Origin of the sequence: Microbacterium sp. dk485, from assembly GCF_004570445.1 — a bacterium.
GTDB classification, from domain to species: domain Bacteria; phylum Actinomycetota; class Actinomycetes; order Actinomycetales; family Microbacteriaceae; genus Microbacterium; species Microbacterium wangchenii.
This window is the reverse complement of sequence record NZ_SPQW01000002.1, coordinates 1,207,854-1,232,312: the sequence shown is the minus strand read 5'-3', so window position 1 is coordinate 1,232,312 and position 24,459 is coordinate 1,207,854. Positions and strand designations below refer to the sequence as shown.

Annotated in this window: 27 protein-coding genes; 11 read left to right on the top strand and 16 right to left on the bottom strand. The window is 69.8% G+C overall.

The window, feature by feature from the left end:
* Positions 1-19 precede the first annotated feature (19 nt).
* The 6 genes from E4V99_RS16880 to E4V99_RS16855 all read right to left on the bottom strand — a co-directional run bounded on the left by E4V99_RS16880 (position 20) and on the right by E4V99_RS16855 (position 5,662).
* Positions 20-1,678 carry a hypothetical protein gene (locus E4V99_RS16880; RefSeq protein WP_209305647.1) on the bottom strand — a complete coding sequence of 553 codons (1,659 nt, stop codon included), beginning with the start codon at positions 1,676-1,678 and terminating at the stop codon, positions 20-22.
* Positions 1,675-2,634, bottom strand: a complete 960-nt coding sequence (locus E4V99_RS16875) for an ABC transporter ATP-binding protein (protein WP_135065178.1) — start codon at positions 2,632-2,634, stop codon at positions 1,675-1,677. Before E4V99_RS16875 ends, E4V99_RS16880 begins: the two co-directional genes overlap by 4 nt.
* A 111-nt stretch (positions 2,635-2,745) precedes the next feature.
* Positions 2,746-3,522, bottom strand: coding sequence for a MerR family transcriptional regulator (locus tag E4V99_RS16870; RefSeq protein WP_135065181.1), 777 nt, complete (start codon positions 3,520-3,522; stop codon positions 2,746-2,748).
* A gap of 15 nt (positions 3,523-3,537) precedes the next feature.
* Positions 3,538-4,311, bottom strand: a complete 774-nt coding sequence (locus tag E4V99_RS16865; protein WP_135065184.1) for an ABC transporter permease — start codon at positions 4,309-4,311, stop codon at positions 3,538-3,540.
* Complete coding sequence (locus E4V99_RS16860; RefSeq protein WP_135065187.1) at positions 4,308-5,123, bottom strand: ATP-binding cassette domain-containing protein; 816 nt, start codon at positions 5,121-5,123, stop codon at positions 4,308-4,310. The genes E4V99_RS16865 and E4V99_RS16860 overlap by 4 nt, the downstream gene beginning before the upstream one ends.
* 236 nt (positions 5,124-5,359) lie before the next feature.
* Positions 5,360-5,662, bottom strand: coding sequence for an antibiotic biosynthesis monooxygenase (locus E4V99_RS16855; protein ID WP_135065190.1), 303 nt, complete (start codon positions 5,660-5,662; stop codon positions 5,360-5,362).
* Positions 5,663-5,840: 178 nt separating this feature from the next.
* On the opposite strand from E4V99_RS16855, the gene E4V99_RS16850 reads away from it, so the two are divergent.
* The 4 genes from E4V99_RS16850 to E4V99_RS16835 all read left to right on the top strand — a co-directional run bounded on the left by E4V99_RS16850 (position 5,841) and on the right by E4V99_RS16835 (position 11,571).
* Positions 5,841-7,295, top strand: a complete 1,455-nt coding sequence (locus E4V99_RS16850; protein WP_240742843.1) for a cytochrome b N-terminal domain-containing protein — start codon at positions 5,841-5,843, stop codon at positions 7,293-7,295.
* Positions 7,285-8,292, top strand: coding sequence for an RNA polymerase sigma factor SigJ (gene sigJ, locus E4V99_RS16845; protein ID WP_240742844.1), 1,008 nt, complete (start codon positions 7,285-7,287; stop codon positions 8,290-8,292). Before E4V99_RS16850 ends, sigJ begins: the two co-directional genes overlap by 11 nt.
* An 88-nt stretch (positions 8,293-8,380) precedes the next feature.
* Entirely contained in the window at positions 8,381-11,113 is a 2,733-nt protein-coding gene (locus tag E4V99_RS16840; protein ID WP_135065193.1) for a LuxR family transcriptional regulator, read from the top strand.
* Positions 11,114-11,205: 92 nt separating this feature from the next.
* Positions 11,206-11,571 carry a MerR family transcriptional regulator gene (locus E4V99_RS16835; RefSeq protein ID WP_135117920.1) on the top strand — a complete coding sequence of 122 codons (366 nt, stop codon included), beginning with the start codon at positions 11,206-11,208 and terminating at the stop codon, positions 11,569-11,571.
* Positions 11,572-11,700: 129 nt separating this feature from the next.
* Here E4V99_RS16835 and E4V99_RS16830 read toward each other — a convergent pair whose 3' ends face one another.
* The 5 genes from E4V99_RS16830 to E4V99_RS16810 all read right to left on the bottom strand — a co-directional run bounded on the left by E4V99_RS16830 (position 11,701) and on the right by E4V99_RS16810 (position 14,658).
* Positions 11,701-12,339 (bottom strand): hypothetical protein, encoded by a 639-nt coding sequence (locus E4V99_RS16830; protein ID WP_135065199.1) that lies wholly within the window; start codon positions 12,337-12,339, stop codon positions 11,701-11,703.
* 26 nt (positions 12,340-12,365) lie between these two features.
* Positions 12,366-12,950, bottom strand: coding sequence for a small multidrug efflux protein (locus E4V99_RS16825; RefSeq protein WP_135117919.1), 585 nt, complete (start codon positions 12,948-12,950; stop codon positions 12,366-12,368).
* 83 nt (positions 12,951-13,033) lie between these two features.
* Entirely contained in the window at positions 13,034-13,813 is a 780-nt protein-coding gene (locus E4V99_RS16820; protein ID WP_135117918.1) for a MerR family transcriptional regulator, read from the bottom strand.
* Between the two features lie 13 nt (positions 13,814-13,826).
* Positions 13,827-14,048, bottom strand: coding sequence for a hypothetical protein (locus E4V99_RS16815; protein ID WP_135065208.1), 222 nt, complete (start codon positions 14,046-14,048; stop codon positions 13,827-13,829).
* A gap of 103 nt (positions 14,049-14,151) precedes the next feature.
* Positions 14,152-14,658: a hypothetical protein gene (locus tag E4V99_RS16810; RefSeq protein WP_135065211.1), complete on the bottom strand. Its 507-nt coding sequence runs from the start codon at positions 14,656-14,658 to the stop codon at positions 14,152-14,154.
* A gap of 95 nt (positions 14,659-14,753) precedes the next feature.
* On the opposite strand from E4V99_RS16810, the gene E4V99_RS16805 reads away from it, so the two are divergent.
* Positions 14,754-16,103 carry a hypothetical protein gene (locus tag E4V99_RS16805; protein ID WP_135117917.1) on the top strand — a complete coding sequence of 450 codons (1,350 nt, stop codon included), beginning with the start codon at positions 14,754-14,756 and terminating at the stop codon, positions 16,101-16,103.
* An 11-nt stretch (positions 16,104-16,114) separates the two neighbouring features.
* Here the strand turns inward: E4V99_RS16805 and E4V99_RS16800 are convergent, their stop codons facing one another.
* Positions 16,115-16,516 carry an SRPBCC domain-containing protein gene (locus E4V99_RS16800; RefSeq protein ID WP_261799163.1) on the bottom strand — a complete coding sequence of 134 codons (402 nt, stop codon included), beginning with the start codon at positions 16,514-16,516 and terminating at the stop codon, positions 16,115-16,117.
* A 110-nt stretch (positions 16,517-16,626) separates the two neighbouring features.
* Between E4V99_RS16800 and E4V99_RS16795 the strand changes: the two genes are divergently transcribed.
* Together E4V99_RS16795 and E4V99_RS16790 are read left to right on the top strand one after the other, a co-directional pair.
* Positions 16,627-17,694 carry a VanZ family protein gene (locus E4V99_RS16795; RefSeq protein WP_135117916.1) on the top strand — a complete coding sequence of 356 codons (1,068 nt, stop codon included), beginning with the start codon at positions 16,627-16,629 and terminating at the stop codon, positions 17,692-17,694.
* Positions 17,695-17,835: 141 nt separating this feature from the next.
* Positions 17,836-18,591, top strand: coding sequence for a CPBP family intramembrane glutamic endopeptidase (locus tag E4V99_RS16790; RefSeq protein WP_135117915.1), 756 nt, complete (start codon positions 17,836-17,838; stop codon positions 18,589-18,591).
* Here the strand turns inward: E4V99_RS16790 and E4V99_RS16785 are convergent.
* A complete protein-coding gene (locus E4V99_RS16785; RefSeq protein WP_135117914.1) occupies positions 18,583-20,016 on the bottom strand; it encodes an MFS transporter in 1,434 nt (477 codons plus the stop codon). The genes E4V99_RS16790 and E4V99_RS16785 overlap by 9 nt on opposite strands.
* Positions 20,017-20,076: 60 nt before the next feature.
* On the opposite strand from E4V99_RS16785, the gene E4V99_RS16780 reads away from it, so the two are divergent.
* Entirely contained in the window at positions 20,077-20,511 is a 435-nt protein-coding gene (locus E4V99_RS16780) for a helix-turn-helix domain-containing protein (RefSeq protein WP_209305646.1), read from the top strand.
* Positions 20,512-20,527: 16 nt separating this feature from the next.
* On the opposite strand, the gene E4V99_RS16775 is transcribed toward E4V99_RS16780, so the two are convergent.
* Positions 20,528-20,887, bottom strand: coding sequence for an MmcQ/YjbR family DNA-binding protein (locus E4V99_RS16775; RefSeq protein WP_135117913.1), 360 nt, complete (start codon positions 20,885-20,887; stop codon positions 20,528-20,530).
* Between the two features lie 69 nt (positions 20,888-20,956).
* Between E4V99_RS16775 and E4V99_RS16770 the strand changes: the two genes are divergently transcribed.
* The gene (locus E4V99_RS16770) at positions 20,957-21,532 is read left to right on the top strand and encodes a PadR family transcriptional regulator (protein WP_135117912.1); all 576 of its coding nucleotides are present in this window, start codon (positions 20,957-20,959) and stop codon (positions 21,530-21,532) included.
* Positions 21,474-22,103, top strand: a complete 630-nt coding sequence (locus E4V99_RS16765; protein ID WP_135117911.1) for a GyrI-like domain-containing protein — start codon at positions 21,474-21,476, stop codon at positions 22,101-22,103. Before E4V99_RS16770 ends, E4V99_RS16765 begins: the two co-directional genes overlap by 59 nt.
* Before the next feature lie 32 nt (positions 22,104-22,135).
* Here E4V99_RS16765 and E4V99_RS16760 read toward each other — a convergent pair whose 3' ends face one another.
* Positions 22,136-22,771: a transcriptional regulator gene (locus E4V99_RS16760; protein ID WP_135117910.1), complete on the bottom strand. Its 636-nt coding sequence runs from the start codon at positions 22,769-22,771 to the stop codon at positions 22,136-22,138.
* Positions 22,768-23,157 carry a DNA-binding protein gene (locus E4V99_RS16755; protein WP_135117909.1) on the bottom strand — a complete coding sequence of 130 codons (390 nt, stop codon included), beginning with the start codon at positions 23,155-23,157 and terminating at the stop codon, positions 22,768-22,770. The genes E4V99_RS16760 and E4V99_RS16755 overlap by 4 nt, the downstream gene beginning before the upstream one ends.
* A gap of 56 nt (positions 23,158-23,213) precedes the next feature.
* On the opposite strand from E4V99_RS16755, the gene E4V99_RS16750 reads away from it, so the two are divergent.
* The gene (locus tag E4V99_RS16750; protein ID WP_135117908.1) at positions 23,214-24,455 is read left to right on the top strand and encodes a PEP/pyruvate-binding domain-containing protein; all 1,242 of its coding nucleotides are present in this window, start codon (positions 23,214-23,216) and stop codon (positions 24,453-24,455) included.
* The last annotated feature ends 4 nt before the right edge of the window (positions 24,456-24,459 follow it).

The following is a 24,459-nucleotide window of genomic DNA, read 5'->3' as shown; positions in this document are numbered from 1 at the left end:
CGGGTCGCCCGCGTTTCACTCAGCCCGCGGAGAGGTCACGTCGGCGGAAGCCCGCGACGGCGACCACGATCAGTGCAAGCGCTGCCGTTCCCAGGCCGATCAGGTGCGCCGGGTTGAGCGGCGTCGCGGGATACTCGCGGATCCACCAGAACGGCGACAGCGCCCTGAGTGCGTCGGGGAGGTTTAGGAGGACGCCGAAGAACGTGTCGATGACGACGTACGCGAACAGCGTCCACGCAAGCGGGGTCGCTCGAGGTGTCCACGCGTAGAGCGCGGCGGTGAACGCGAGCATCACGTCGATGGCGAGCGAGAACGCCCCGGCACTGGTGAGCAGGGTTCCGAGGCTGACGTCGCCCCCGGAGATGAAGACTCCGATCCACAGGGCGACCGCGCCGCCCACGGCGACCAGAACGAATGTGCCCAGCCCGACCACCGTCAGATGCGAGAGCAGCACGGTGGCCCGCGGTACGGGGCGCGACAGGGTCATTCCCAGGCGCCCCTCCTCCTCTTCGGACTTGATGCGCAAGGTCGTGGCGATGGCGTAAACGGCGGCGGCGAGCGCGTTGTGCAGCATCATCAGGCCCAAGAACGCCGCCAGCGGATCGCCTCCGAAGATCGCCGCGGTGAGGTCGTTCTGATCCGCGATGTCCCGTAGGACGTCGCCGAACCCTTCGCCGACGAACAGGCCGGTGAGTCCGAACATCGCGACGCAGCCGACGAGCCACGACAGCAGCGAGGTCCGCTGCTGTCGGAGGGCCAGCGCGAATGGTTGGGATAAGGCGGGCGCTGCGTCGGAGCGACCCGCGCGTTCGGGCAGGAGCGCATCGCCGAGGTCTCGACGCGATGCGAGGAGAGCGCCGATCGCGATGGTGAGGATGATCGCGAACACGCTCAGCCCGAGCGGCCACACCCGCAGGTCGACGTACGCCCTCAACTGCTGCGGCCAGGCGAGGGGCGAGAACCAGGAGAGCGGGCTGCCGTGCTGCTGCACGATGTCCCCCGCACCACGGATCATCAATGCGAGCCCGAGGGCAGCCATGGCCAGACCTGACGCGCCTCGTGGGTGCGGGGTGAGCTGGCAGGTGACCGTGGCGACCCCAGCGAACACCAGCGCAGTCGTCAGGAGGCCGGCCATCATCGCGACGGTGTCGGCAACGGGCAGCCCTGCAGCGACCAGAAGCCCGCTGCCCAGGAGGGCGAAAGCTGCATCCGCGATCACGACCAGAAGGAAGGCGGCCACCTGCGCCGCGTGTCGCCCGACAGGCAGAGCGCGAACCAGCTCGGCCCGGCCGCTTGCTTCCTCAGAGCGGGTGTTGCGGGTGATCTGGAGGATGTTCATGACCGCCAGGAGCACTATGAGCCAGATGGTCATCTCGTTGGCGAACATCGCGCCGGCGGTGTAGGCGTCCGTTCCGTAGCCCGGGCCGCTGAGAAAGACGCCACCCGGGTTGGATATGGATGCGGCGCGGTTCTGGCGGTCCTCTGCCGTCGGGTAGAGCGCGCTGGTCGCTGTCGCGTAGTACACGCAGAACACTGCGAGCGACCCGACCCACACGGCCAGGCGCCTCCAGTCGCGTCGGAGCAGGAACCGCAGAAGGTGTCCGGTGCCCGCCGTGGCCGAAACCCAGATGGGTGTCTGACCCATGGGGCGGGTGCGCGCGACAGTTTCCGACGTCATCGGGGGACCGCCCTGGACTGTTCGAGGCCGCCGACGGCGCCGGCGGAATCACCGTAGTGCCGCAGGAACAGTCCCTCGAGCGACGGTGGTGCGGCGGCGAGCGCGTGCACGCCGAGCTGGGTGAGTGCAACGAGAACGTGGCCCATGGCGGCCGCGTCGACCGCGAACCCGACCCGGGTGCCGTCCTCTCCCGCCGAGATGGTGAGGTCGTGGATTCCGGTGATGGACCGCAGCGTGGTCGGATCCTGCGCGACCACGGCGGTGACCGCAGTGCGGGACAAGTGGCGCAACTCGGTGATACTGCCGCTCTCCACAGTGCGACCGTTACGGATGATGGTCACGGTGTCACAGAGCTTCTCGACCTCGCTCAGGATGTGGGAGGACAGCAGAACAGACTTGCCGGCGGCCTTGGCCTGCTGGACCTGCTCGGTGAAGATCGCCTCCATGAGCGGGTCCAGACCCGAGGTCGGCTCGTCGAAGATGTAGAGCTCCGGGTCGGTGAGGAACGCGGCGACCAGTGCCACCTTCTGGCGGTTTCCCTTCGAATAGGTCCGTGCCTTCTTCGTCGGGTCCAGGTCGAAGCGGTCCAGCAGTTCGGCCTTGCGGGATTGTCGGGTCGCGCTGTCGTACGACTGGCGATGCAGCCGTGTGAGGTAATCGATCGCCTCCCCGCCGGTGAGGTTCGGCCAGAGGCTCACATCTCCGGGAACGTACGCCAACCGGCGGTGCAAGGCGACAGCATCGCGCCACGCGTCACCGCCGAAGAGCCGGGCGATGCCGGAATCCGTCCGCTGCAACCCCAGCAGAGCCCGGATCGTGGTCGATTTGCCGGCGCCGTTCGGCCCGAGGAAGCCGGCGATCTCCCCGGGACGGACGGTCAGGTTGAGGCCGTCGAGCGCTGCGACGGAGCCGAACGACTTGCGCAGATCGATGACTTCGATCGGATTGTCGGTCATGGCCATGTGGATGGGTCCGTTCGTAGGGGGTTCGTTGAGAGCGCGCGGGCAGCGCGCAGCGAATGCGGCGAGGCCGGGCGCGGCATCACCGGGTGCAGTCGGCGGGGTCGGCTACGGGGCGTGTTCGTCGGCGAGTACTCGCTGGACGCGGGTCCAGCCTTTCCAGCCCCGCTCCTCCAGGAGAGTCAGCAGCCGCCTCGCAGCCGGTGCGGCCTGAACCATGGTCGCGTCCAGCAGGGCGACGAAGCGGTCGTCCAACCCGTCGCCGCCGGCCGTGCCCGCCTCGACGGCACGCGTGTTGATCCGGTGCAGGACGTCGGCGGCCTCGACCACGCGCGGGTCGTCCGCCGTCCAATCCATCCCGTCGCTCAAGAGCGTGTAGAGCCGCACCATGTCGGGGTCATCCAGGTCGGCGTGCTTCTGGGCGATCACGGCGTCGATCTGGTCTGGTAGCTGGGCGGCGACCATGATCCAGGCGTTTCTTTCCATCTCGATGTACCGCTCTGCGATGCCGAGCCGGCGCAGCCGGTCCAGGTAGCCGACCACGCTCGCGGGGAGCGCGGCCAACTCGCCGGCAGCGAGCCGGGCGAGGCGCCTCCGGGAGTCCTGCAGCCGTCGAACCTCGGCACGCAGCCGCTTGTCGATGGCCCGCACCCCCACGGCGAACTCGTCCGGGCCGGCGTCGAGGAGGTCCTCCACCTGGGCAAGAGGTACGCCGGCGCCGGCCAGCACGTGGATGCGGATCAGCCGCACGACGGCAGCGGCGTCGTAGCTGCGGTACCCGGAGCGGTCGCGTTCCGGCTCGGGCAGCAGCCCGATCTTGTGGTAGTGCCGGACGGTGGCCACCGTCACCCCGGCATACGCGGCGAGTTGGCTGATCGCGAGCATGGCACTCACCCTGCCTCAGGAGATCTTCCGCCGGTAGACGACCTTCGCGGCGACGTACGCTGCGACGAAGATGCCGACGCACCACGCGAGCGCGATCCAGATGTCGCCGCTCACCGGCTGCTGGGTGAACAGATCGCGGATGGTGTTCACGATGGAGGTCACCGGCTGGTGCTCCGCGAACCATCGCACAGGGCCGGGCATCGACTCGGTCGGCACGAACGCGGAGCTGATGAACGGCAGGAAGATCAGCGGGTAGGAGAAGGCACTGGCGCCCTCGATCGACTTCGCCGACAGACCGGCGATGACTGCGACCCAGGTGAGCGCAAGGATGAACAGGAGCAGGATGCCCGCCACAGCAAGCCACCCGAGCACGCCGGCATCCGCGCGGAAACCGAGCAGCAGCGCGACGCCGATCACCAGCACAACCGAGATGAGGTTGGCCATCAGCGAGGTCAGCACGTGCGCCCAGAGCGCTGCCGAGCGGGCGATGGGCATGGAGTGGAACCGGTCGAAGATACCGCCCTGCATGTCGGTGAAGAGCCGGTACGCGGTGTACGAGATGCCCATCGCCACCGTGATCAGGAGGACGCCGGGCAGCACATAGTCGATGTATCCCCCCGAAGCGGAGTCGGGGCCGGTGTCCACGGCGCCGCCGAGCACGTAGACGAACAGCAGCATGATCGCGATCGGCATCACGGCTGTCGTGATGATCGTGTCGGGGCTGCGGGTGACGTGCTTCATCGAACGCCCGGTGAGGGTGGCGGTGTCGCCGAAGAAGCGCGTGGTCATGATGATCCCTTCTCGTCCGCACCGTCGTACCGGGCGCCGCTGTCGCTGTCCGCGCCCACGAGCGCGAGGAAGATGTCTTCGAGGGAAGGCTGTTTCTCGACGTACTCGACTCTGGTGGGCGGCAGCAGTCGCTTCAGCTCGTCCAGGGTTCCCTCGACGATGATCCGGCCCTTGTGCAGGATGGCGATCCGATCGGCCAGCTCCTCGGCTTCATCCAGATACTGCGTCGTCAGCAGCACCGTCGTCCCCCTCGCTGCGAGCTTTTCGACGGCCTTCCACACCTCGATGCGCAGCTCCGGGTCAAGGCCGGTGGTCGGCTCGTCCAGGAACACCACCGGCGGGTTCCCGATCAGGCTCATCGCGATGTCCAGCCGTCGGCGCATGCCGCCCGAGTACGTGCCGACCTTCCGCCCGCCGGCATCCGTCAGTGAGAACCGGCCGAGCAGGTCGTCGGCGATCGCACCCGGGTTCGTCAGGTGGCGGAGTCTGGCCACGAGGACCAGATTCTCCCGCCCGGTGAGGATGTCGTCCACGGCGGCGAACTGACCGGTGAGGCTGATGGACTCCCGTACCTGTGCCGGCTGGGAGGAGACGTCGAAGCCGTTGACGGCGGCCGTCCCCGCGTCGGAGCGCAGGAGTGTGGACAGGATCCTCACGACGGTGGTCTTGCCCGCGCCGTTGGAGCCGAGGAGGGCGAAGATGCTCCCCGGGGCGACCTCGAAGTCCACCCCGCGCAGCACCGCGAGCTTCCCGTACGACTTCTCCAGCGCGTGCACCCGGATCGCCGGCGCACCTGTCGTCCCCGCGGTCATGACCGGCGGCTCCCGTTCTCTGACCCGTTGCCGATGTCGCCGACGACCTTCTCGATGAAACTCGACATCATCCGCCTCTCTCGATGCGCCGCGCCGCCTTTGCGGGGGCCGCTGCACTCAGGATGCGGGGTTGATGCAGGATCAAGGTCAAGCCCGAATCTGCCACGGAGGGGAGGGTGCGACCGAAGACGGCTCGCTGTCGTTCAGATGCGCCCGTGCCGCCCCCGTCGCTCGGGTCAGGCGGTGAACTCGGCTGCCACGGCGTACCGACCGGGACCGGGCCGCGCGATGGCTGCCGTGCGACGGGCGTACTCGACTGCCGCCGGGTCGCTCTGCGTGGCCTTCACATCCTCGGCGCTCTCCCAGACGGCGATGTTGATGACGCGCGTCCTGTCGAGGCTGGCGAGCAGCGTGACCGAGATGAATCCCTGCCGTGTGGAGATGACCTTCTCGGTGCCCTCGATCAGCAGGTCGATCAACTCCTGCTGGTTCGACGGCTCCACCTCGATGACGTTGACGAACGTGACGGGCTGGGACATGTTCTTCTCCTTCATTCGCATCCACGGGACGGGAGGGTCCCTCTCAGTGAGGGAGACGAGACGGTCGTGCGGATTGTCAGGGCGGCGAGCGGCGTGGCGTCTCGCCTGACGTTTCGACGGGTTACGTCGTCCTTGTCTACGCGGCGCGCATCGGCCGGCCGCGAGAGGAGGCGAGTCGTTGAGTCGTTCAGAGCACGGAACCGGGCAGCTCACGGACCGATTGGCGCGCTGGCTGGACGACCGCACCAACATCGCGACGGTGATCTCGTCCTGGCAGCGACGGGTGATCCCGGATCATTGGTCGCTGCTGTTCGGGCAGGTCGCCGTGGCGAGTGCCGTGGTGTGCGGGCTGTCCGGGGTCTTCCTGCTGTTCTTCTACGAGCCCTCGACGACTGCGGTGATCTACGAAGGCGCCTACCGACCGTTGCGCGGTATGGAGGTGTCGAAAGCGTTCGAATCGACGCTCGAGGTCTCGTTCGAGACCCGCGGCGGCCTGCTGGTGCGCCAGCTTCATCACTGGAGCGCGTCGGCGATGATCGCGGCGGTGATGCTGCACATCCTGCGCGTCTTCTTCACGGGCGCGTTCCGGAAGCCTCGTGAGCTGACCTGGCTGCTGTGGATCGGCGTCCTCCTGTCGAGCATGGCGGCCGGGCTGCTGGGCCACATCCTCCCCGACGACGCCCTGTCGGGCACGAGCCTCATGGTGATGGACGGCCTGCTCAGGGGCATCCCGGTCATCGGCACATGGCTGTCGGCGCTCATCTTCCAGGGCCGTTTCCCCGGCGGTGCGATCGCAACCTTCTACCCTGTGCACGTCATGGTGCTCCCCGGCATCATCGTCGTGCTTCTGGTCGCTATCGGCGCGCTGAGCCTCCTGCACCGCCCTCCGCAGTTCCCGGGGCCCGGGCGCACCGAGCACAACGTCGTCGGGCGGCCGATGAAGGTCGCCCTGGTCACAAGCGTCGGCCTCTTCATGGTCGTCTCCGGGATCCTGACCGTGATCGCCGCGACCACCACGGTCAATCCCATCTGGGTGTACGGGCCGGCCGATCCTGCCGTCGCCTCGGCGGGCGGGGGAGCGCTGTGGTACCTCGCGTTCCTCGACGGTGCTCAGCGCCTGGTGCCACCGGGATGGGAGGTGGTGCTGTTCGACCGCACCTGGACACCCGCGCTCCTCGTGCCCATCGGGGCAGCCGGGCTGTTCTTCCTGGCGGCGATGAGCTACCCGTTCGTCGAGGGCTGGTTCACGGGCGACCAGGACGCGCACCACGTGCTGACCAGGCCGCGGGACGCACCGGCACGCACCGGCATCGGCGTCGCGGGCGTGGTCGTGTACGGGGTGCTGTGGCTGGCAGGCGGAAGCGATGTGATCGCGATGAAGCTCGCGCTGAGCAACGAAGGCCTGACCTTCGCCCTACGGCTCACCCTCGTCCTCGGCCCCCTCGCCGCGTTCTCCCTGACGAGACGGATCTGCCTCGGACTGCAGCGCAGAGACCGCGATGTCGCCCTCCGCGGCCACGAGACGGGCAGGATCCTCCGCCGTCCGGGAGGCGAGTACGTCGAGGTCCATGGGCATGTCGGGCCTCTCCGAAGCCAGGACCGACGACGCGAGGGGATATCCCATGCACAATGACCGTACGGATGCGGCGAAGGGACGAAGGATGCCGGCAGGCGCCACATCGCAGCCCGGCGAGCCGCCGGAGTTCGCGGACGCGATCCGCGAACGAAGCGTCCTTCTGGGGCTGAGTTACCGCCTGCTCGGCTCGCTCGCCGACGCGGAGGATGCGGTGCAGGAGACCTACAGCCGCTGGTACCGGCTCAGCGATCACGAACGACGGAGCATCTCGCACCCGCGCGCGTGGCTCATCAAGACGGCCAGCCGCATCGGGCTGGACATGCTCGACTCCGCCCGTGCGCGCCGGGAGCACTACGTCGGCGAATGGCTTCCTGAACCCCTGCCCGCAGTCGGTCGATGGAGCAGCCAGGGGGCGGCGGGGGAGATGGACCCCGCGGACAGGGTGGCCCTGGACGACTCGGTGTCGATGGCGCTGCTCATCGTCCTGGAATCCATGACGCCGGCCGAACGGGTCGCGTTCGTGCTCCACGACGTCTTCCGGTACACCTTCGGCGAGATCGCCGACGTCGTGGGGCGCACACCGGCGGCGTGCCGCCAGCTCGCCTGGTCGGCTCGTCGTCGCATCGGTGAGCAGCAGCGGACGCCCGTCCGGCCCGCCCAGCATGCTGCAGCCGTGCAGGCATTCAAGGCCGCATGGCAGCGGGGGGATCTGGCCGCACTCATCGACGTGCTCGACCCCGAGGCCACGGCCATCACGGACGGCGGCGGCCTCGTATCCGCGTCCCTGGAACCGCTGCACGGGGCGGAGGCCATCGCGACGTTCCTCCTGGGCGTGCGCGATCGTCAGCCCGACCTCATCATCGGCGAGGAACTGGTCAACGGGGAGCCGGGGCTCGCGGCAACCGACGGCGAAGACCGCACGCTCGCCGTGCTCGCGCTCGCCGCGACCGACGACGGCCGCATCGCGCGGGTGTGGGCTGTCCGCAATCCGCAGAAGCTCGAGATGTGGGGCCCGTCGCGCCGACCGGGACGGGATGCAGCGCCGGGGCCATAGTGTGGGGTGAGCACAGGGTTGAGGGGCGCGTTAGGTGCGAACCGATGACGCCGGTCCCGTTCCTGACTGATGTTCACGGGGGTGACGCGTGCGGTTGTTCGGACGCCAGGAGGAGCGGGCGAGGGTCGAAGGCGTCCTGGCGGAAGCGCAGGCCGGCCGAGGCGGCGTCCTGGTCGCCCGCGGTGAGGCCGGGATCGGGAAGTCGACACTGCTGGACTACGCCGGCGCCGTGGCCGAGCCATCGGGGTTCCGGGTCGTGCGTGCGATCGGCATGGAGTCGGAGCGGCAGTTCGCCTACGCGGCGCTGCACCAGCTGTGTGCCCCTCTTCTGGAGCACGTCGCCGCGCTGGCCGAGCCCCAGCACGACGCGCTCGCCATCGCGTTCGGCACGAAGGCGGGCTCCCCGCCCGACCGGTTCCTCGTCGGCCTCGCCGTCTTGAATCTGCTGGCGGAGAGCGCTGACGAGCGGCCGCTCCTCTGCCTCATCGACGACGCGCAATGGCTGGACCAGGCCTCGGCAGAGGTCATCGCCTTCGCGGCCCGGCGCGTGTACGCCGAACGCCTGGCACTGCTCATCGCAGCTCGCGATTCCGACCACGGCGAGTCCGCACCCTTCGACGGATTGCCGGCACTGACTCTCGGCGGGCTCGGGGAGAGCGACGCGCGGGCGCTGCTGGCTGCGGAGATCCGCATCCCGATCGACGACGCCGTCCGCGATCGCGTCGTCGCGGAAGCACACGGGAATCCGCTGGCGCTGCTGGAACTGCCGCGGAACTCCCGCCCCGAGATCCTGGCGAGCGGGTTCGGGGCGCGGGAGCGACCGAGCGTCGCACGCCGGATGGAGGAGGCCTTCCTGCAGCGGTCGGCGGCGCTGCCAGGGGAGACGCAAGGGCTGCTCCTGGTCGCTGCTGCCGAACCGACCGGTGAGGTGGCGTTGCTGTTCCGGGCAGCGTCGCACCTCGGCATCCCCCGCTCCGCCGCCGCTCCGGCGGAGAACGCCGGACTGTTCCGCATCGACTCGGCGGTCCGATTTCGTCACCCCCTGGTGCGCTCTGCCGTCTACGCCGCCGCCACGCCGTCCGAACGCCGTCGCGCGCACGAGGCGCTGGCGGCTGCCGGCGACGCACGCATCGATCCGGATCGCCACGCGTGGCATCGGGGGCAGGCCGCCCTCGGCCCGGACCAGGACGTCGCCGACGAGTTGGAGCGCGCCGGCCACCGGTCGCTCGCCCGCGGCGGTATGGCGGCGGCTGCTGCGTTCCTCCAGCGTGCGGCCGAGCTCACGCCCGAACCCGCGCTGCGCACACAGCGGGCGACCCTCGCGGCGCAGGCGAAATACGAGGCGGGCGCGGCGGACGAGGCGTTGACGCTGCTCGCGCTCGCCGCGCAAGGACCGCTCAGTCCTTTTGAGGCGGCTCGGCTCATTCTGTTCCGCGCGCACACGACCTTCTACCTCGCGCAGGGCAACGATGTCCCCTTGGAATTCCTGGATGCTGCGCGTGCGTTGACGCCGCTTGAGCCGAGGATGGCGCGGGAGTCTTTTCTGTTCGCCCTCAACGCCGCCATCATCATCGGCGGCGATGTGCGCGGCGCCGCCGAGGCCGCCCGGGCCGCACCTCGCGCGCCGGAGCCTCCCCGGCCCCTCGACCTGCTGCTCGACGGTCTCGTGTCGATCTATACGGAGGGCTACACCGCCGGTGTGAGCCGGCTCCGGGCGGCGCTGACATCGTTCTGCGACGAGGAACTCGATAGAGACGCCGTCGGGCAGACCGACAGCGACCGCTGGCTGTGGCTCGCGAACCGCACGGCCCTCGCGCTCTTCGACGACGATCTGATGCACGACCTGGCGGTGCGCAATGTCGCCATCACCCGCAAGGCGGGGGCGTTGGCGACCCTTCGCGCCGCCCTGGTCTCGCACTCCGTCGCCCTCGCCCTGAGTGGCGACTTCACCGGTGCGGAGGCGATCGTGGCGGAAGCCGCGGCGATCGCTCGCGCGACAGGGGCGGCCTCCCTGCGGTACGGGGACCTCATCCTGGCGTCGTGGCGCGGACGGACGGCGGAGACCACCGCGCTCCACCGGGAAAGCGTCCGGGGGAGGGAGGAGGGTCGGGGAGCGGAGGTCACGCTGGCGCACTACGCGCTCGCCGTGCTCCACAACGCCACCGGCGAGTTCCTTCCCGCCCTGACCGCGGCCCAGCGCGCGGTGGAGTCCGATGAGCTCGCCGTCGTGAGCCTGGCTCTCCCGGAGCTCGTCGAAGCGGCCGCGCGGTCCGGGCGCCTGGATCAGGCTCGCGCAGCCGCCGACGAGCTGGGCGTGCGAGCGCAGGCGAGCGGCACGCACTGGGCGCGCGGTCTGGCGGCCGGTGCACAGGCGCTGATCGCCCAGGACAGCGATGCGGAAGGGCACTACCGCGAAGCGATCGAGCAGCTGACCGGTTCCCGCGCCGCGGGTCACCTCGCCCGAACCCACCTCGTCTACGGTGAATGGCTCCGCCGGGAAGGCCGCCGCCGCGATGCGCGCGAGCAGCTGCGTACGGCGCACGACATGCTGACCGACATGAGCGCGGCGGGGTTCGCCGAACGTGCGGCGAAGGAATTGCGCGCCACAGGCGAGCACCCGCGTGCACGCGCATCCGCGCCCGGCGTGGTGCTGACGGAGCAGGAGCTGCACATCGCACGTCTGGTCGCCACCGGAGCCACCTCCCGGGAGGTCGCCGCGACGCTGTTCCTCAGTCCGCGGACGATCGAGGCTCACCTGCGGAGCATCTTCCGGAAGCTGGGCATCACTTCCCGTCGCCACCTCAAGGAACTGCAGCTCTGACCTTGGCTCGATGCCTCAGGACCCGGCGCCGAGCTTGACCCGGTCCCGACCACAGGGCGTGGACTGAGATCGACGGAGATGAGGTCGATCGAATGTCCTGGAGCACACGAGAGCTGGCGGAACTTGCCGGAACCACGGTCAACGCCGTGCGGCACTATCACCGGATAGGCCTTCTCGACGAACCCGAGAGAGGCGCCAACGGCTACAAGCACTACGGGAGCAGCCACCTGCGGCAACTGCTCCACATCCGGCGTCTGAGGGAGCGCGGCGTTCCCATCGCGGAGATCCCCCCGGACGACGAATCGCACTCAGACGAGCGGATGCTCCGCCTGATCGAGGCGGATCTGTCGGCGAGTATCGACCGGCTTCAGCTCGCGAGGGCCGAGATCAGGGCCATGCTCTCCGCCCGTGGCGACGGCGCCGGCGACGCCGAGTCGAGCGCCGCGGCGACGAGGTGACTCAGGTCGATGGATACGGTCGGCGGCAGGGCGATGTCACCGGGGCGGGGCACGTACATGGGGCTCTCCTGGGCTGGGGGTGGCGGGAACGCCGTGGGTGAGTTCGGACGAGTCTGCGGGACGCGGTCTCTAGTCGCCGCCGAAGAGCCCGCCGTCGAGGAGCCAGTTGTAGCGCAGCCGCAGCGCCCGCTCGGTGCTGGCGGCCAGCGTCGCCACGAGGAGTGAGATGTTCACCCACCCGGGGAGTTGGACGGGGCTGGAGAATGTGCCCACCGTCTCGGCGACCGGAGGGATCTGGGTGATCTGCTCGAGAATCTGCGGTATGCCGAGAACGAGGGCGACCGCGAGGACGACCATCGACGCGACGCCCAGGGTGCGGCTGACCCCGGGGTGCGTTCGATCCAATCGGGCACGCCGTCCCTCGGCGGAGGAGGGATCGGGGGAGAGCTGACGCTCCCTCCCGTCGAAAGTGACGTAGTGACTCCGTTTGACCCCGAAGGCGCTCACGGCGACCTCGATGGTTCCGCCGGGCACCGGAAACGCTGCCGGGACTTTCGCCGTGGCCTGGTGCACACCGTCGAGGTACAGTCGTGCGCGCACCACGCTGTCGGCATCGCCCCCCGGACGGACATCCACCGACCAGGTCTGCAGTGATCCGTTCCCGCCCGCGAGCTGCAGATGGAAAAGGGAGCGGGAGAACGCCTGCCACCAGCGGTACCGGGGCAGTCGCTCGCCCCCACCGAGGGTGACCGGCTCATCGCGCGACATGGGATGTCCTCTCCACTCCGCTGGGGTCAGACGCCGACGACGAAGGTGAGTGCGGCCCACACCGAGACGGTCGTCACGGTCGTCCAGAAGATGATCGCCACCGCCTGCCAGAGCAGAACCCATGCGCGGGCGACGCCGCTGCCGACGAGGATGGCGGAGGTGATCTGGGTCGGGATGGCCAGGGGACCCAGGATGCTCGCGCCGGGGACGCCGAAGCGGACGAGCCACTTCTTGAAGCGCACCCGCCCCTTGGATTCGGGCTTGGCGGAGGTGATCTCATCGAACGTGTCGGCCGGCTCATCGAAGCGTGATGCCTCGGGTGATCCGGCTCCCACACCCGCTCCCACCCGGATCGGTCGGCGGGTGGCGACGGCGGTGCGTGCCCCGGACGTGAGCAGCACCACGAGGAGCACGCTCACGAAGTTGCCGATGGCCGCGGCGATGCCGGCGACCAGGGGAGGGAGGCCGCCGATGATGCCGATCGTGGCTCCCAACTCCCCCTCGAGGAAGGGGATGGCGGCGGCGAGCATCACGATGAGGGGCTGAACGAGTTCGGGCACCTGGCTCACGAGCTGTTGGAAGTTGCTGACGAGTTCCTGCAGGGGATTCATGGCTCCGACTTCTTTCTTCGGGACGGCGGATCGGGAGATCTCTCGACCCGGTGCCCAGTAGAAACCGTGTTCTCAGAACCAGGTCAAGAGGTGTGTCGCACGGACGGCGAAGCGTCGTCATCCGCCGAGCGGTGCGCGGAAAGCAGCTCTTGCGCAAGCAATCCCGCGCGCGCGAGCACGTCGAGCTGGGCGGGGTTGTACAGCTCGGTCACGGCCTGGATGAAGGTCTGTCGGGTCACAGAGGCGCTCTTGGACAGGTGCCCCGCCGGATCCGACAGCCACGGGTACTCGATCAGGTTCTGCGCGAGCGAGGGCGCGAGCTTCTCGGCGAGTTGCTGCCGGGTGACCTCGTCCGCATCCGCGGGGAGAGCGCCGATCTCGTCGCCGACGGCGCCGGCTTCGGCATCCACTTCGACCATGCGCCGCAGATCCGCCATCGCCTCCTCGTCGTAGAGCTGCGAGTAGATGTGGATGATCGAACTGTCGGCCTCGGACAGGTGCGAGGCGACGGACGCGAAACCCGGGGGCGCGTCGGCGGGGGCTCCGTCATCCAGGATCGCCGCGATGTCGGCACGGGCCTGCTGCAGACGTGCGATGTTCTCCGCCAGTTCGGCATCCAGCGCGTGCAGCACCTCGGGAGTGTTCTCCCCACCTGCGCCGACCACTCCCACCTGCGACAGCGGCACCCCGAGGTCGGCCAGCCGCCGGATCCGCAGCAACCGCACCAGGTGGCGCACGCCGTACTGCTTGTAGCCGTTGTACCTGCGATCGGGTTCGTCGAGCAGACCGACCCGGTGGTAGTGACGGACGGTGTTCACGGTCGTGCCCGCCAGGTCGGCGAGCTCACGTGTGCTCCAGGCCATGCGTCGGCCCTCCTCAGCGCGCAACCGGGCCGCGCGTCCCGGCTGCGCACAGCAGGGTGCCACCCAGCGCCGCGGCAAGGCTGATCGCCCCGGCGTAGCGGGTCGCACGCTCGCTCCCGGGCGCGGCCGGCCGGGTCAGGGGATGCGGCGTGGTGTCGCGTGTCCCGGTCAGGGCGCCGGGCCGCGCCGCCGGCCTCCGCTGCGTCGTCAGGGGTTCTCCGTGTTCTTCGAGCATGCAGCCACGATGGCAGTGGCACCGGCGGCTTCGCGTCGGTAGCTCACCCTTATTTCCACCGAGTGGTGAGAACCGGGTTCATCACACGGCGGGCTCCCGACCGTCAGCGCCGGCGGGCGAGCATGCGTTCCTCCACGTGCCACGTGCGCGCCTCGTCGTCGGAGTACTCGCCCAGCCACACGAACCGGTCGGGGCCGATCTCGGTAAATCGCCACCGGAGGAAAGGCGCGTCGTCGGTGCTGACGAGGTGGATCTCGTCGCCCACCTCTCGGCCGATGAACTTCCGCACCCGCCCGTTGACCGGCTCCATCCACGTGGATCGCCACGCCCCCAGCACCTCGTCGAAGAATCTCACCGTCGTGCCGTGGAAACCATAGGGCGCCTCGCCGGCGCCCGGCTGCCCGGGCCCCGGCACCGTCCACACGTCCTGGACCGCGCGGCCGCCGAGCACCCAGCCGAAGTGGACCTCGCCGACGGCATGATCCGGCGCAGCCGGGTCACCCGGTCGCGACCACTCGAGCCGCCACGAGCCGATGAACCGGCCGAAGGTCTCGGATGATGCGTGGTCGGGCGGGCGGCTGAGCAGGTGTTCGTTGAGGGGAGTCGACATGCGGTGAGGATAGGCGCGCCCACCGACGTCCGGGTGGCGCGCCCGATAGCGTGGGAAACCCCGGCCACGTGCTGATCCTGCAGAGCGGAGACACCATGACCGAGGCTCACCCACCGTCGCGCGCGCCCTTTTTCGCCGGGCCCCGGCGTGGCGCAGCGATCGCCGCCGCGATTCTCGGCGCGGTGGGTGTGGCCGGCGGAGTGGCCGCGGTCGTCCTGGACCTCGGCTGGGCGGTGTGGGTGGCGTCACTGGTCGTCGTCGGACTGGCGCTCGTGTGCGCACTGAGCGGAACGCGGCGCTCGGCCCTCATCGGCCTTGTCGCCGGCGCCGCTGTGGTGGCTGGCGGATGCATCGCGATCGATGTTCAGCCGCCCGTGCCGTCGGGCTCGCGGGTGCTCGCCGGCATCTCGCCCAGCGAGGACGTCGACGACTACTGGGAAGTGGGCGGCACGGGCGACGTGCGCGTCGTGGTCGAACGGGATCGGAACGCCCTCGTCGGGTACTCCCCGGACGGGTCGGTCCTCTGGGTCAACGACGACGCCGCCCGGGCGCCGAGTTGGTCCGCCGTCTCGGCGGAAGACTCGGTCGTGGTGTTCGCCGATGGGACGTCGGAGGGATCGGCGATGTCCGTCTCCACGGCGACGGGGCAGACCGAGTGGTCTGCCGAGGTCGGTGATGCGGAACCCTTCTCCGCGAACGCCGACGTCGTCGTCTTCACCGACGGAGAGCGCACCCTCGGCGTGGACCGCCGCACGCGCGAGGGCGTGTGGGAGGCGGAGTCCGGGGCGGTCGCGAGCAGCGGGGGTAGATCGTCCTTCAACCCGCGCCGGTGGACTCCCGAGGCTCAGTGGATCGTCCTGTCCGACGCGGAAGCGGGCCGGCACACCGTCGTGGATTCCCGCACGGGGCAGACCGCCACCACCGTGGAGCTGGCGGACGATTCGCACAACGCGTGGGTGATCGCGGGCGACACGTTCGTCACGTTCGGCTACGAGGACGACCGGCCCGTTGCCGTGGGCACGCCGCTGACGGGCGGTCGCGGCTGGACGACGGAGATCACCGGTGGCGACTGGCTCGAGTCGTATGAGCCGGTGGGCGGGGATGTGCGTCTGGTGAACCGGGCCTCCGTGCAGTGGGTGGACGGGCGTGACGGCGAGCTCACGACGCGGGAGCTGCCGACGGGATGGACGATCGATACCCGCGGCGACATCGACGGCGCCACGGTCCTCATCGTCCAGCATCGCGACCGCGACGATGACTCCGTCGTCATCGGCCTGATGGATTCGCGCACCGGAGATCTGACCCCGCTCGATCCACGGGTGCGAAAGGTGAGCGTCGTCGACTCGACGGCGGGCGGGACGCTCGTCCGGGTGGGATATCGCGACGCCGTCGGCGGCAGCCACGATCGCACGGTGCTGATCCCCGACCCGGGTCTGTCTCCCTGACGCGGCGAGGCTCAGCCTCGCAGGCGCGTCGCTTCCTCGCCGAGCACGGCGGAGAGCCCGTTCAGGCGCAGGGCGATGCCGCCCCGCAGGTGCGGAAGATCCGCGCTGCCGTCACCGGTGCGGACGAGGAAGGCGACCTGCTCGGTCCAGGTCAACAGCGTGGCGGCGGCGGCGTCGGCCAGGAGCACGGTGACGAGGGACGCCCACCTCACGACGTCGTCGATGATCGACTCGTAGGTGAAGACGATCCGGCTCCCGGGAACGATGTCGAGATAGTGCGACCGGTACTCCAGTGCCTCGGGTGCGCTGTCCATGCTCCGGAAGTCGCTGTGCGCGTCCTCCCCGCCGCCGGCGCGGAAGTCCCGGCGCATCCGCGCGCCCGACCCGGGGAGGCGGAACCACCGGCGGTACACGGCCTTCCCGGCGTGCCGCGAGGCTCGCGGTGGTGCTCATCGACGACACCGCAGACGGTTCGGAGATTCCGTGTGCGCCGGCCGGTGGGCGATTCGTTACGCTCAGCATCATGCGCGACCAACTCGTGCTCGCCCTCCTCGCCGTCCTCATCGGCGGAATCGTCGGCTTCCTCTTGTTCGTGCCTTTCGTGGCGGCCAGCTATCGGCACGGGGGGCGGCTGCCGCTGAGCCGACTCGCGATGTGGTCGGCGGCCCTCGTCTACTTCTGGGCGATCTGGACGTACACGCTCCTGCCGCTTCCCGACCCCGACACGATGGTGTGCGCGGGGGTGAATCTCAATCCCGCGCAGTTCGTCGCCGACATCCTCGAGGCGATCTCCGCGCCGGGCGCATTCCTGACCAACCCCGCGGTCTTGCAGCTGCTCCTGAACGTCGCGCTGTTCGTACCGCTCGGCTGCTTCGTCCGCGTGCTCGGGCAGCGTGGCGTCGTCGTCTCCGCTGTGCTGGGTCTGAGCATCTCGGCCATTGTGGAGTTCACGCAGCTCACGGGGGTGTGGGGCCTCTATCCGTGTGCGTACCGAGTCTTCGACGTGGACGACCTGCTCACGAATACGATCGGTGCGGTGATCGGGTCGCTGCTCGCGCTGGCGCTGCCTCGCGCGATGCGTGCAGGCGTCGCGTCGACGAGTGCGGCACCGGGCGGCGAGGTGACGCGCGGGCGCCGCATCTATGCGATGGTCAGCGACCTCGTCGCCGCGCTGATCATTCAGGGGAGCACCGGGATCCTCGTCCAGCTCTGGCTGCAGTTCGTCGTCCAGGATCGATCGGCCGTCATCGCCGGCACGATCGCAGGCGTCACCGGCACCCTCGCCGCCATCATCGGAACGCTGGCCGTCGTGATGGCGACGGGGCGGACCATCGGAGACATCGCCGTCGGAGTCCGATTCGCCGGCGGCCCCGGTGACGAGTGGGTCGCAAGGCTCATGCGCTATCTCGGTGGCATCGGCGGGTACCTTCTGCTGAGTGCTCTGCCCGGCGGATGGGGCGGCCTGGCGTTCGTCTTCGCCGTCCTGTCGCTCGTCCTGGTCTTCACCCGGGTCGGCCCCGGGGGGCTTCCGGGCCTCCTGGCGCGCCGACGGCTCTGCGACGCGCGACGCGGAGCCTCCCGGCCGCGCTAGCCGATCCTCGCGTCACCGGGCTCGATCCACGCGCGCGAAGGGCGCACGGTGGTGATCCCCGACCCGGCCCTGTCTCCCTGACGCGGCGGGGTCTAGCGTCGGGTCCGACGGCGCCCGCGCAGCGTCGGAGGGTGGGGTCGCATGCGGAAGCTCCAGGACAGCCAGCCCCTCTGGCACGCGTTGATCTGGATCGGGATCTACATCGTCGCCGTCAACGTGGGCGACGTCGTGGGGGGAGTGCTGAACTTCCCGGGGGCGACGAGCATCGTTCTGCTCATCCTCTCCGCAGTCCTGCTCGTCTATCTCCGGCGCACGCGCCGGCTCGCCTTCTACGGGGTGCGCCGCGTGCAACCGGGCACGCTGCCGGCGACGGCCTTCTTCATCCCGCTCTTCGTCACCGCCTTCGTGTCCTACGGCAAGGGATGGGCTCCCGGACTGGACACGGAGACGGTGGTCTTCGCGATCCTGCTGGTCGCGGGTGTGGGGTTCGTCGAGGAGCTCGTCTTCCGCGGGTTCCTGCTGCGCGCACTGAGGGCGGAGGGGCGGACGACGTGGGCGATCGTCGTCTCCGGTGTCACGTTCGGGGTCGGGCACGTCGTCAACCTGCTCCGCGGGTACTCGCTCCCCGAGCAGCTGGTGCAGATCGTGCTGGCGATCCTGGTCGGCATCGCGCTGGCCTACGGGGTCGTTCTGACCGGCAGCATCCTGCCCGGAGCCGTCTTCCACGCGTTGTTCAACCTCAGCGGCACGCTCACGTCCGACTCCGTCTGGGGTGAGACCGTCGTGGCGGGGATCATCGCGGCCGTGATGATCCCGTACATCTTCTTTCTGCGCAGTCGCCTCGCCGCGGTGGGGCCGGCGCCCGATCCGCCGGTCGCGTCCGACGGCTCACGCTGACCTTTCGGTGGGGGAGGTCGCGGGGACGGATGCTGCCGGCCGGGGCCGCGACCGCCGCCGGATCGTCGTCACCACGGCCGACGCGAACCCGAGCGCGGCCGCCGCGATGGGCGCGATCAGCGCGATCTTCAGCGCCGTCAGGCCGTCTCCAATCGTCTCGGTGGCGCTCGAATGCAGGGCCGAAGCCCCGGCGATGCCGAGAGCGGCACCGAACTGGAAGCACGTGTACAGGACCGCGCTGACGACGCCCTGGTCCTCGCGTGGGGCGCGCTCGGTGGCGGCGATCGTGAGCGGGCCGTAGGCGAGGGTGAAGGCCAGCCCCACGGCGACCAGCCCCGGAAGGAAGTCCAGGTAATGGTCCGTGCCATCCAGCGGGAGGAACAGCGTGTAGGCGAGGAGCGCGAAGCCGAGCCCGGCGGTGGCCACCGGCCATACCCCGAATCGCCGGACCAGAAGGGGCGTGACCAGGGGTGCCAGGACCGCATCCATCGCCACCACCAGCATGCCCAGCGCGGAGTGCCAAGCGGACCATCCCAGAGACTCCTGCAGGTAGATCACGAAGACGAGCTGGAAGCCCGCGAAACCGGCGGCGAGGGACGCGGCTCCGACCACCGCCGGCACCGCCGACGACTGCGAGAGCACCCCGAGGGGCAGGAGCGGCTCGGCGGCGCGGCGAAGTCGCACGATGAAGAGCAGGAAGGCGGCGACGGCCGCGACGGTCCACGCCACCGGCGGGAACGGGCCGGCGTGGTGGGCGAGGGACTCGATGCCGAGCATGGCGAACGCGACCGCGGCCGCGATGAGCACCGCGCCGGGATAGTCCACGCGCGACGCGCGCCGGTTCCCGACATCGCGCGGGACCAGCGCGGATGCCCCGGCCAACAGGACGAGTCCGACGCCCGCGGGGAAGAGGAAGACCCAGCGCCAGCCCAGCATCGACAGCAGGCCGCCGGCGACCAGGCCGGTCGAGAAACCCGCCGCCCCGATGCCGGCGTAGATGAGAACCGCGCGATCGCGCGCGTGACCGGCCGGATACGTCGTGTTGATGATCGCGAGGCCCGCCGGCATGAGGAAGGCCGCGCACGCACCGGTGAGGACGCGCATGGCGATCAGGACCCAGGCGTCGTCGGCGAGCCCGCCCACCAGTGAGAACCCGACGAACGCGGCCAGCCCGACGAGAAAGACGCGGCGATGTCCGTAGGCGTCGGCGACGCGCCCGCCGACGAGCATCAGAGCGCCGTAACTCACGACGTATCCGCTGACGATCCACTGCACCTGCGGGGTGGTCAAGCCCAGGTCGGCGCGGATGGAGGGAAGGGCGACGTTGAACATCGCGACGTCCATGCCCTCGAGGAAGGCCGCGCCGCACAGGACGGCGAGGAGGGCCGCTTTCGCCAGGGGTGCCGTGGGATTAGGGCGTGACATGGGGTTCTCCGTGTTCGGTTACCTATTGTTCGAGGCCCCATCCTGGGTCACCATGGACGCATGACGGAAGAAGGCACTTTGCAGTCACCCGGTTACCCCAGGGGAACCGAGGGGTGGGACGCCTTCCAGTGGGACCGGCGCGAGGACTGCGAGGTCCGGCAGATCCTCGACCGCATCGCCGACAAGTGGTCGTTGCTGGTGATCGCCCTGCTCGACGGCGCCCCGATGCGGTTCACCGAGCTTCAGCGCGCCGTGGACGGCATCAGCCAGCGCATGCTCACCGTGACGCTGCGGAACCTGGAACGCGACGGCCTGGTGCATCGGGAGGTCTACGCGGTCATCCCCCCTCGCGTGGAGTACAGCCTCACCTCGGTGGGACGGGGCCTGCACGCGACGGTGCAGTCGCTGGTGGCCTGGACCGAGGAGAACACCGAGTACATCATCCGTGCCCGCAACGAGTACGACCGTCGCGACGACGGCGCGGTCGCCGGGTGAGGTGCGACCGTGCGGATCAGCCCGGTCCGTGAGGGTGGGCCAGGTCGTAGGCGCGCGAGAGCTTCTGCGGGACGACCATGCGCCACGCATCCACGACGAGTTCCCGCGCCTCGCCGGCTTCCAGCGCCGCGAGATCCGCGTGTACCCAGTTGAAGCGGAGGTCGGATGCCGAGGGCAGCTGGAACTTGCGGGGGTCGCCGCCCACGAGCGCCTCACGCTCCTCCCTGGGGAAGGCGAACCCCATGACGCCCTCGTCCAGCGAGAAGGCGACGTAGACGAGTTGACCCACGCGGAACTTGAGCCTCCCGCGCACGTAGGCGGGGGAGGAGCGCTCGAGCGACGTGCCCAGGGCGAGGACGTCGCCGATGACCGCCATCCCGACATCCCAACCGCATCCGTCGCATCCGTCAAGGACGAACCGCTATTCTGGCGCTAGGATAGCCCTGTGGAACTCACGCCCGCCGAGTTGACCGTCCTGGGGCTCGTCGTCGAGCGCCCGCAGCACGGCTACGAGCTCGAGCAGGTCATCGAGCAGCGCGGCATCCGGCAGTGGACCGAGATCGGCTTCTCCTCCATCTACTACCTGCTCGCCAAACTGGAGAAGCGCGGTCTCGTGGCAGCCGAGCACGCACGCGGCGGTGCGAAGTCGCGCCGTGTGTTCCGCGCCACGGCGGAGGGGCGGGATGCTGCGGCCCGCAGCGCACGCGCACTCATCGCCGACACGGCTCCCACCCCGCACCCCGTGCTGGTCGGGGTCGCGAACTCCCCGCTGCTCTCCGAGCGCGAGTACGCCGCGGCGCTGGGCGCCCGGCTGCTGCACGTGGATGCGCGGATCTCGGCGGTCGAGGCCGCCGAGCGCGCCCTCGGACCCGTCCCGAAGCCAGCATCCGAAGTTCTTTCCTACTCGCTGAGCCTCATGAAGGCAGAGAGGTCGTGGCTCGCGGAGCGGGCCCAGGTGTCCGATGACCGAGAAGATCGACCTGAAGAAGACGCTCGACAGCTACCGGGCGCGGCGCGGTGAGTTCCGCCTCGTCGATGTGCCCGACCTGCAGTACCTGATGATCGACGGGCACGGTGACCCGAACACCTCACCGGCCTACGCCGAGGCGCTGGAGGCGCTGTACCCGGTGGCGTACAAGGTGAAGTTCGCCAGCAAACGCGAGCTCGGGCGCGATTACGTCGTCCCGCCCCTGGAAGGACTGTGGTGGGCCGATGACATGGCGGCGTTCACCGCATCGCGCGATAAGTCCCGGTGGGACTGGACCATGATGCTCCTGGTCCCCGACTGGATCGAGACCGCCATGATCGCGGATGCCGTCGCCCAGGCCGGAGCGAAGGCGCCGCCGGCGCGCCTGGCCGACGTCCGCCTCGAGGGGCTCTCGGAGGGCCGCTGCGTGCAGACGCTGCACGTCGGCTCGTTCGACGACGAGGCGCCCGTGCTCGAGCGCATGCACGAGGAGGTCATCCCCGCACAGGGCCTGCGGATGGCCGGCCGGCATCACGAGATCTACTTCAGCGATTTCCGCACGGTCGCGCCGGAGAAGCTCCGGACTCTCCTGCGGCAACCCGTCGCGCCACGCGCAGCGAGGTGAGCCGACCTTCGTGCGGCGCGGCCTCGCCCGCCTCAGGGGGCTTGCCCGCGTGTGAGCCCGAGGGTTGCGATGAGGTCCTCGTGAAGCTGGAACCAGACGCGGTGACACGAGTCGACGCCTCCCCGGTCGACCCAGTCATGGTCTCCCGCCCGCGCCCGCCGCAGTGCGGCCGCGAAACGGGTGTCATATCCGGCGAACCGCTCCAATCGACCGCTGAGTCGCCGGGTGAACGGGCTCAGGAATTCCTCGACTGAGTCCAGTTCCGCCAGGACGCCGGCGTCCCACTGCACGTCCCGGTGGTCGTTGTGGGCGAGCACGTCCGTGGGGGAGGGGCGCACCTGCCAGTCGGTGCAGGCCGCCAACAGACGTGCGTTGGCAGGCAGAAAGTCCGTGTGGGCCCTGGTGAGCGCTTCTCGTGCGCCGGCGTCGTCGAGCTCCTTCGCGAGCTGTTGCTCGTTCTCCGCTTTTCCCGTCTCCGTCAGCGACCACCCCGCGATGTCGAGGAACGTCGAGTGCTGGACCCACCCCTGCTCCTGGAAGTCGCGCAGTGCGTCGGCGGTCGGCGCGGGCTCGAGGTCGAACCGCTCCGCGACCTCGGGGGTGTCGGCGAAACCGGTGAGGCGCACGGAGTGCAGGACGAGCACTCCGAACGCTGAGGCGTGCGTCATCGGCGGCCGCTGCGCTCGGTCAGGCGGTTGTAGTGCTGCTGGCAGGCCTGCGGGGAGTTGAATCCCATCGATTCGGCGATCTGAGCCCATGTCAGACCGGCGCTGCGGGCGACGAACAGCAGCCCCGCTTCCAGCCCCTCGACTTCGGCGCGGGCCTCGGCGAGAAGCGTGAGCGCGCTGAGCAGTCCGTCGGTGGGGAGGTCGGCTGACCGCCAGAGGGCGAACTGGGCGAGGTCGACCGCGGACGGGTGCGACGCCGGTCGCCACGGTCGGGGGTCCAGCGCGCTCGCGCCGTGCTCGTGCAGGGTCGCTCGCGCCGTCCGGTAACGGTCTGCCGCTGCGTGGTCTTCTCGCGCCGCTTCGGCGATGGGGGTCTTGCGGATCACGGCACCAGCATGAAGAATCAACGAGCCGTTGTCAACATTGTGTTGAAGGAGGTGTCGTGATCCGCTGGCTCGAGGACGCCGTCGCGCAGGATTGCGGGGGGAAGGCGGCGACCATGGGCGCGTTGCGCAGGTCGGGGTTCCCCGTTCCGGAGGGCTTCGTCATCCCTTTCTCCGCATACCTCGCCGCAGCGACGCCGAGCGCTCCGCCGGACGCCGACGTCCACGATGACGCGGTCCGGTCCGGCGCCGGGGGGCCGGTGATCCCACCGGAGCTGACGGAGTCGATCGCGCGACACCTGTCGCGCTGGGGCGGCGCCCCCGTGGCGGTGCGCTCCTCCGCACGCGACGAGGACACCCGGGGAGCCTCCGCCGCCGGCCAGTACGCCACAGTGCTGGGCGCGCGCGACGTCGCGTCGGTGAGCGCCGCCGTCCGCACCTGCTGGTCCTCCTTGCACTCCGACCGTGCCCGTTCGTATCGTCATGGCCGCGCGCGCCGGGCGCTCGCCGGGCCGGCGGCGATGGCCGTTCTCGTCCAGCGCCTCGTCGACGCGCGTGTCTCCGGGGTGATGTTCACCTCGAGCCGGGGGCACGTCACTCGCATCGAAAGCGCGTGGGGATTGGGAATCGGCACGGTGGGCGGAACCGTCGATCCCGACCGGTACGAGGTCCACGACGACGGCACCGTGATGCGCACGATCGGGCGGAAGCTCACCCGTTCCGACCGCTCGGGAGACACCATCCGCACGCGCCGCGTCCCGGAGCCGCAGCGCGTCGCACCGACACTCGATGACGCTCTGGCGAACACTCTGAGAGGGCTGGGCGAGGGCATCGCCGACCTGCTCGGCGCACCGCAGGACATCGAGTGGGCCATGGATGGCGGAGGGATCTGGATCCTCCAGGCACGTCCCGTGACCGCTGAGGTCCCCTCGCCCGCCAGCGCCACGGCGTCCTCCCCCCTCCGCGGCATCCCGGGCAGCCGGGGGATCGCGCGTGGTCCGGCGCGGATCGTCACGGGACCGGCGGATTTCGCGCGAGTCCGGCGCGGGGACATCCTCGTATGCCGGTACACCGACCCCAGCTGGACGCCCCTCCTGCGCGTGGCGGCAGGCGTCGTCACCGAGACCGGCGGTGCCCTCTCCCACGCCGCGATCGTGGCCCGCGAGCACGGTATTCCCGCTGTCCTGGGCGTCCCGGGCGCCACCGGCCGCATCATCGAATCCGCCGCGCTCACCATCGATGGGGCGCGCGGCACCGTCGACATCCACCTCGCGCCCAGACATCCGAAGGAGCAGAAGTGAGAAC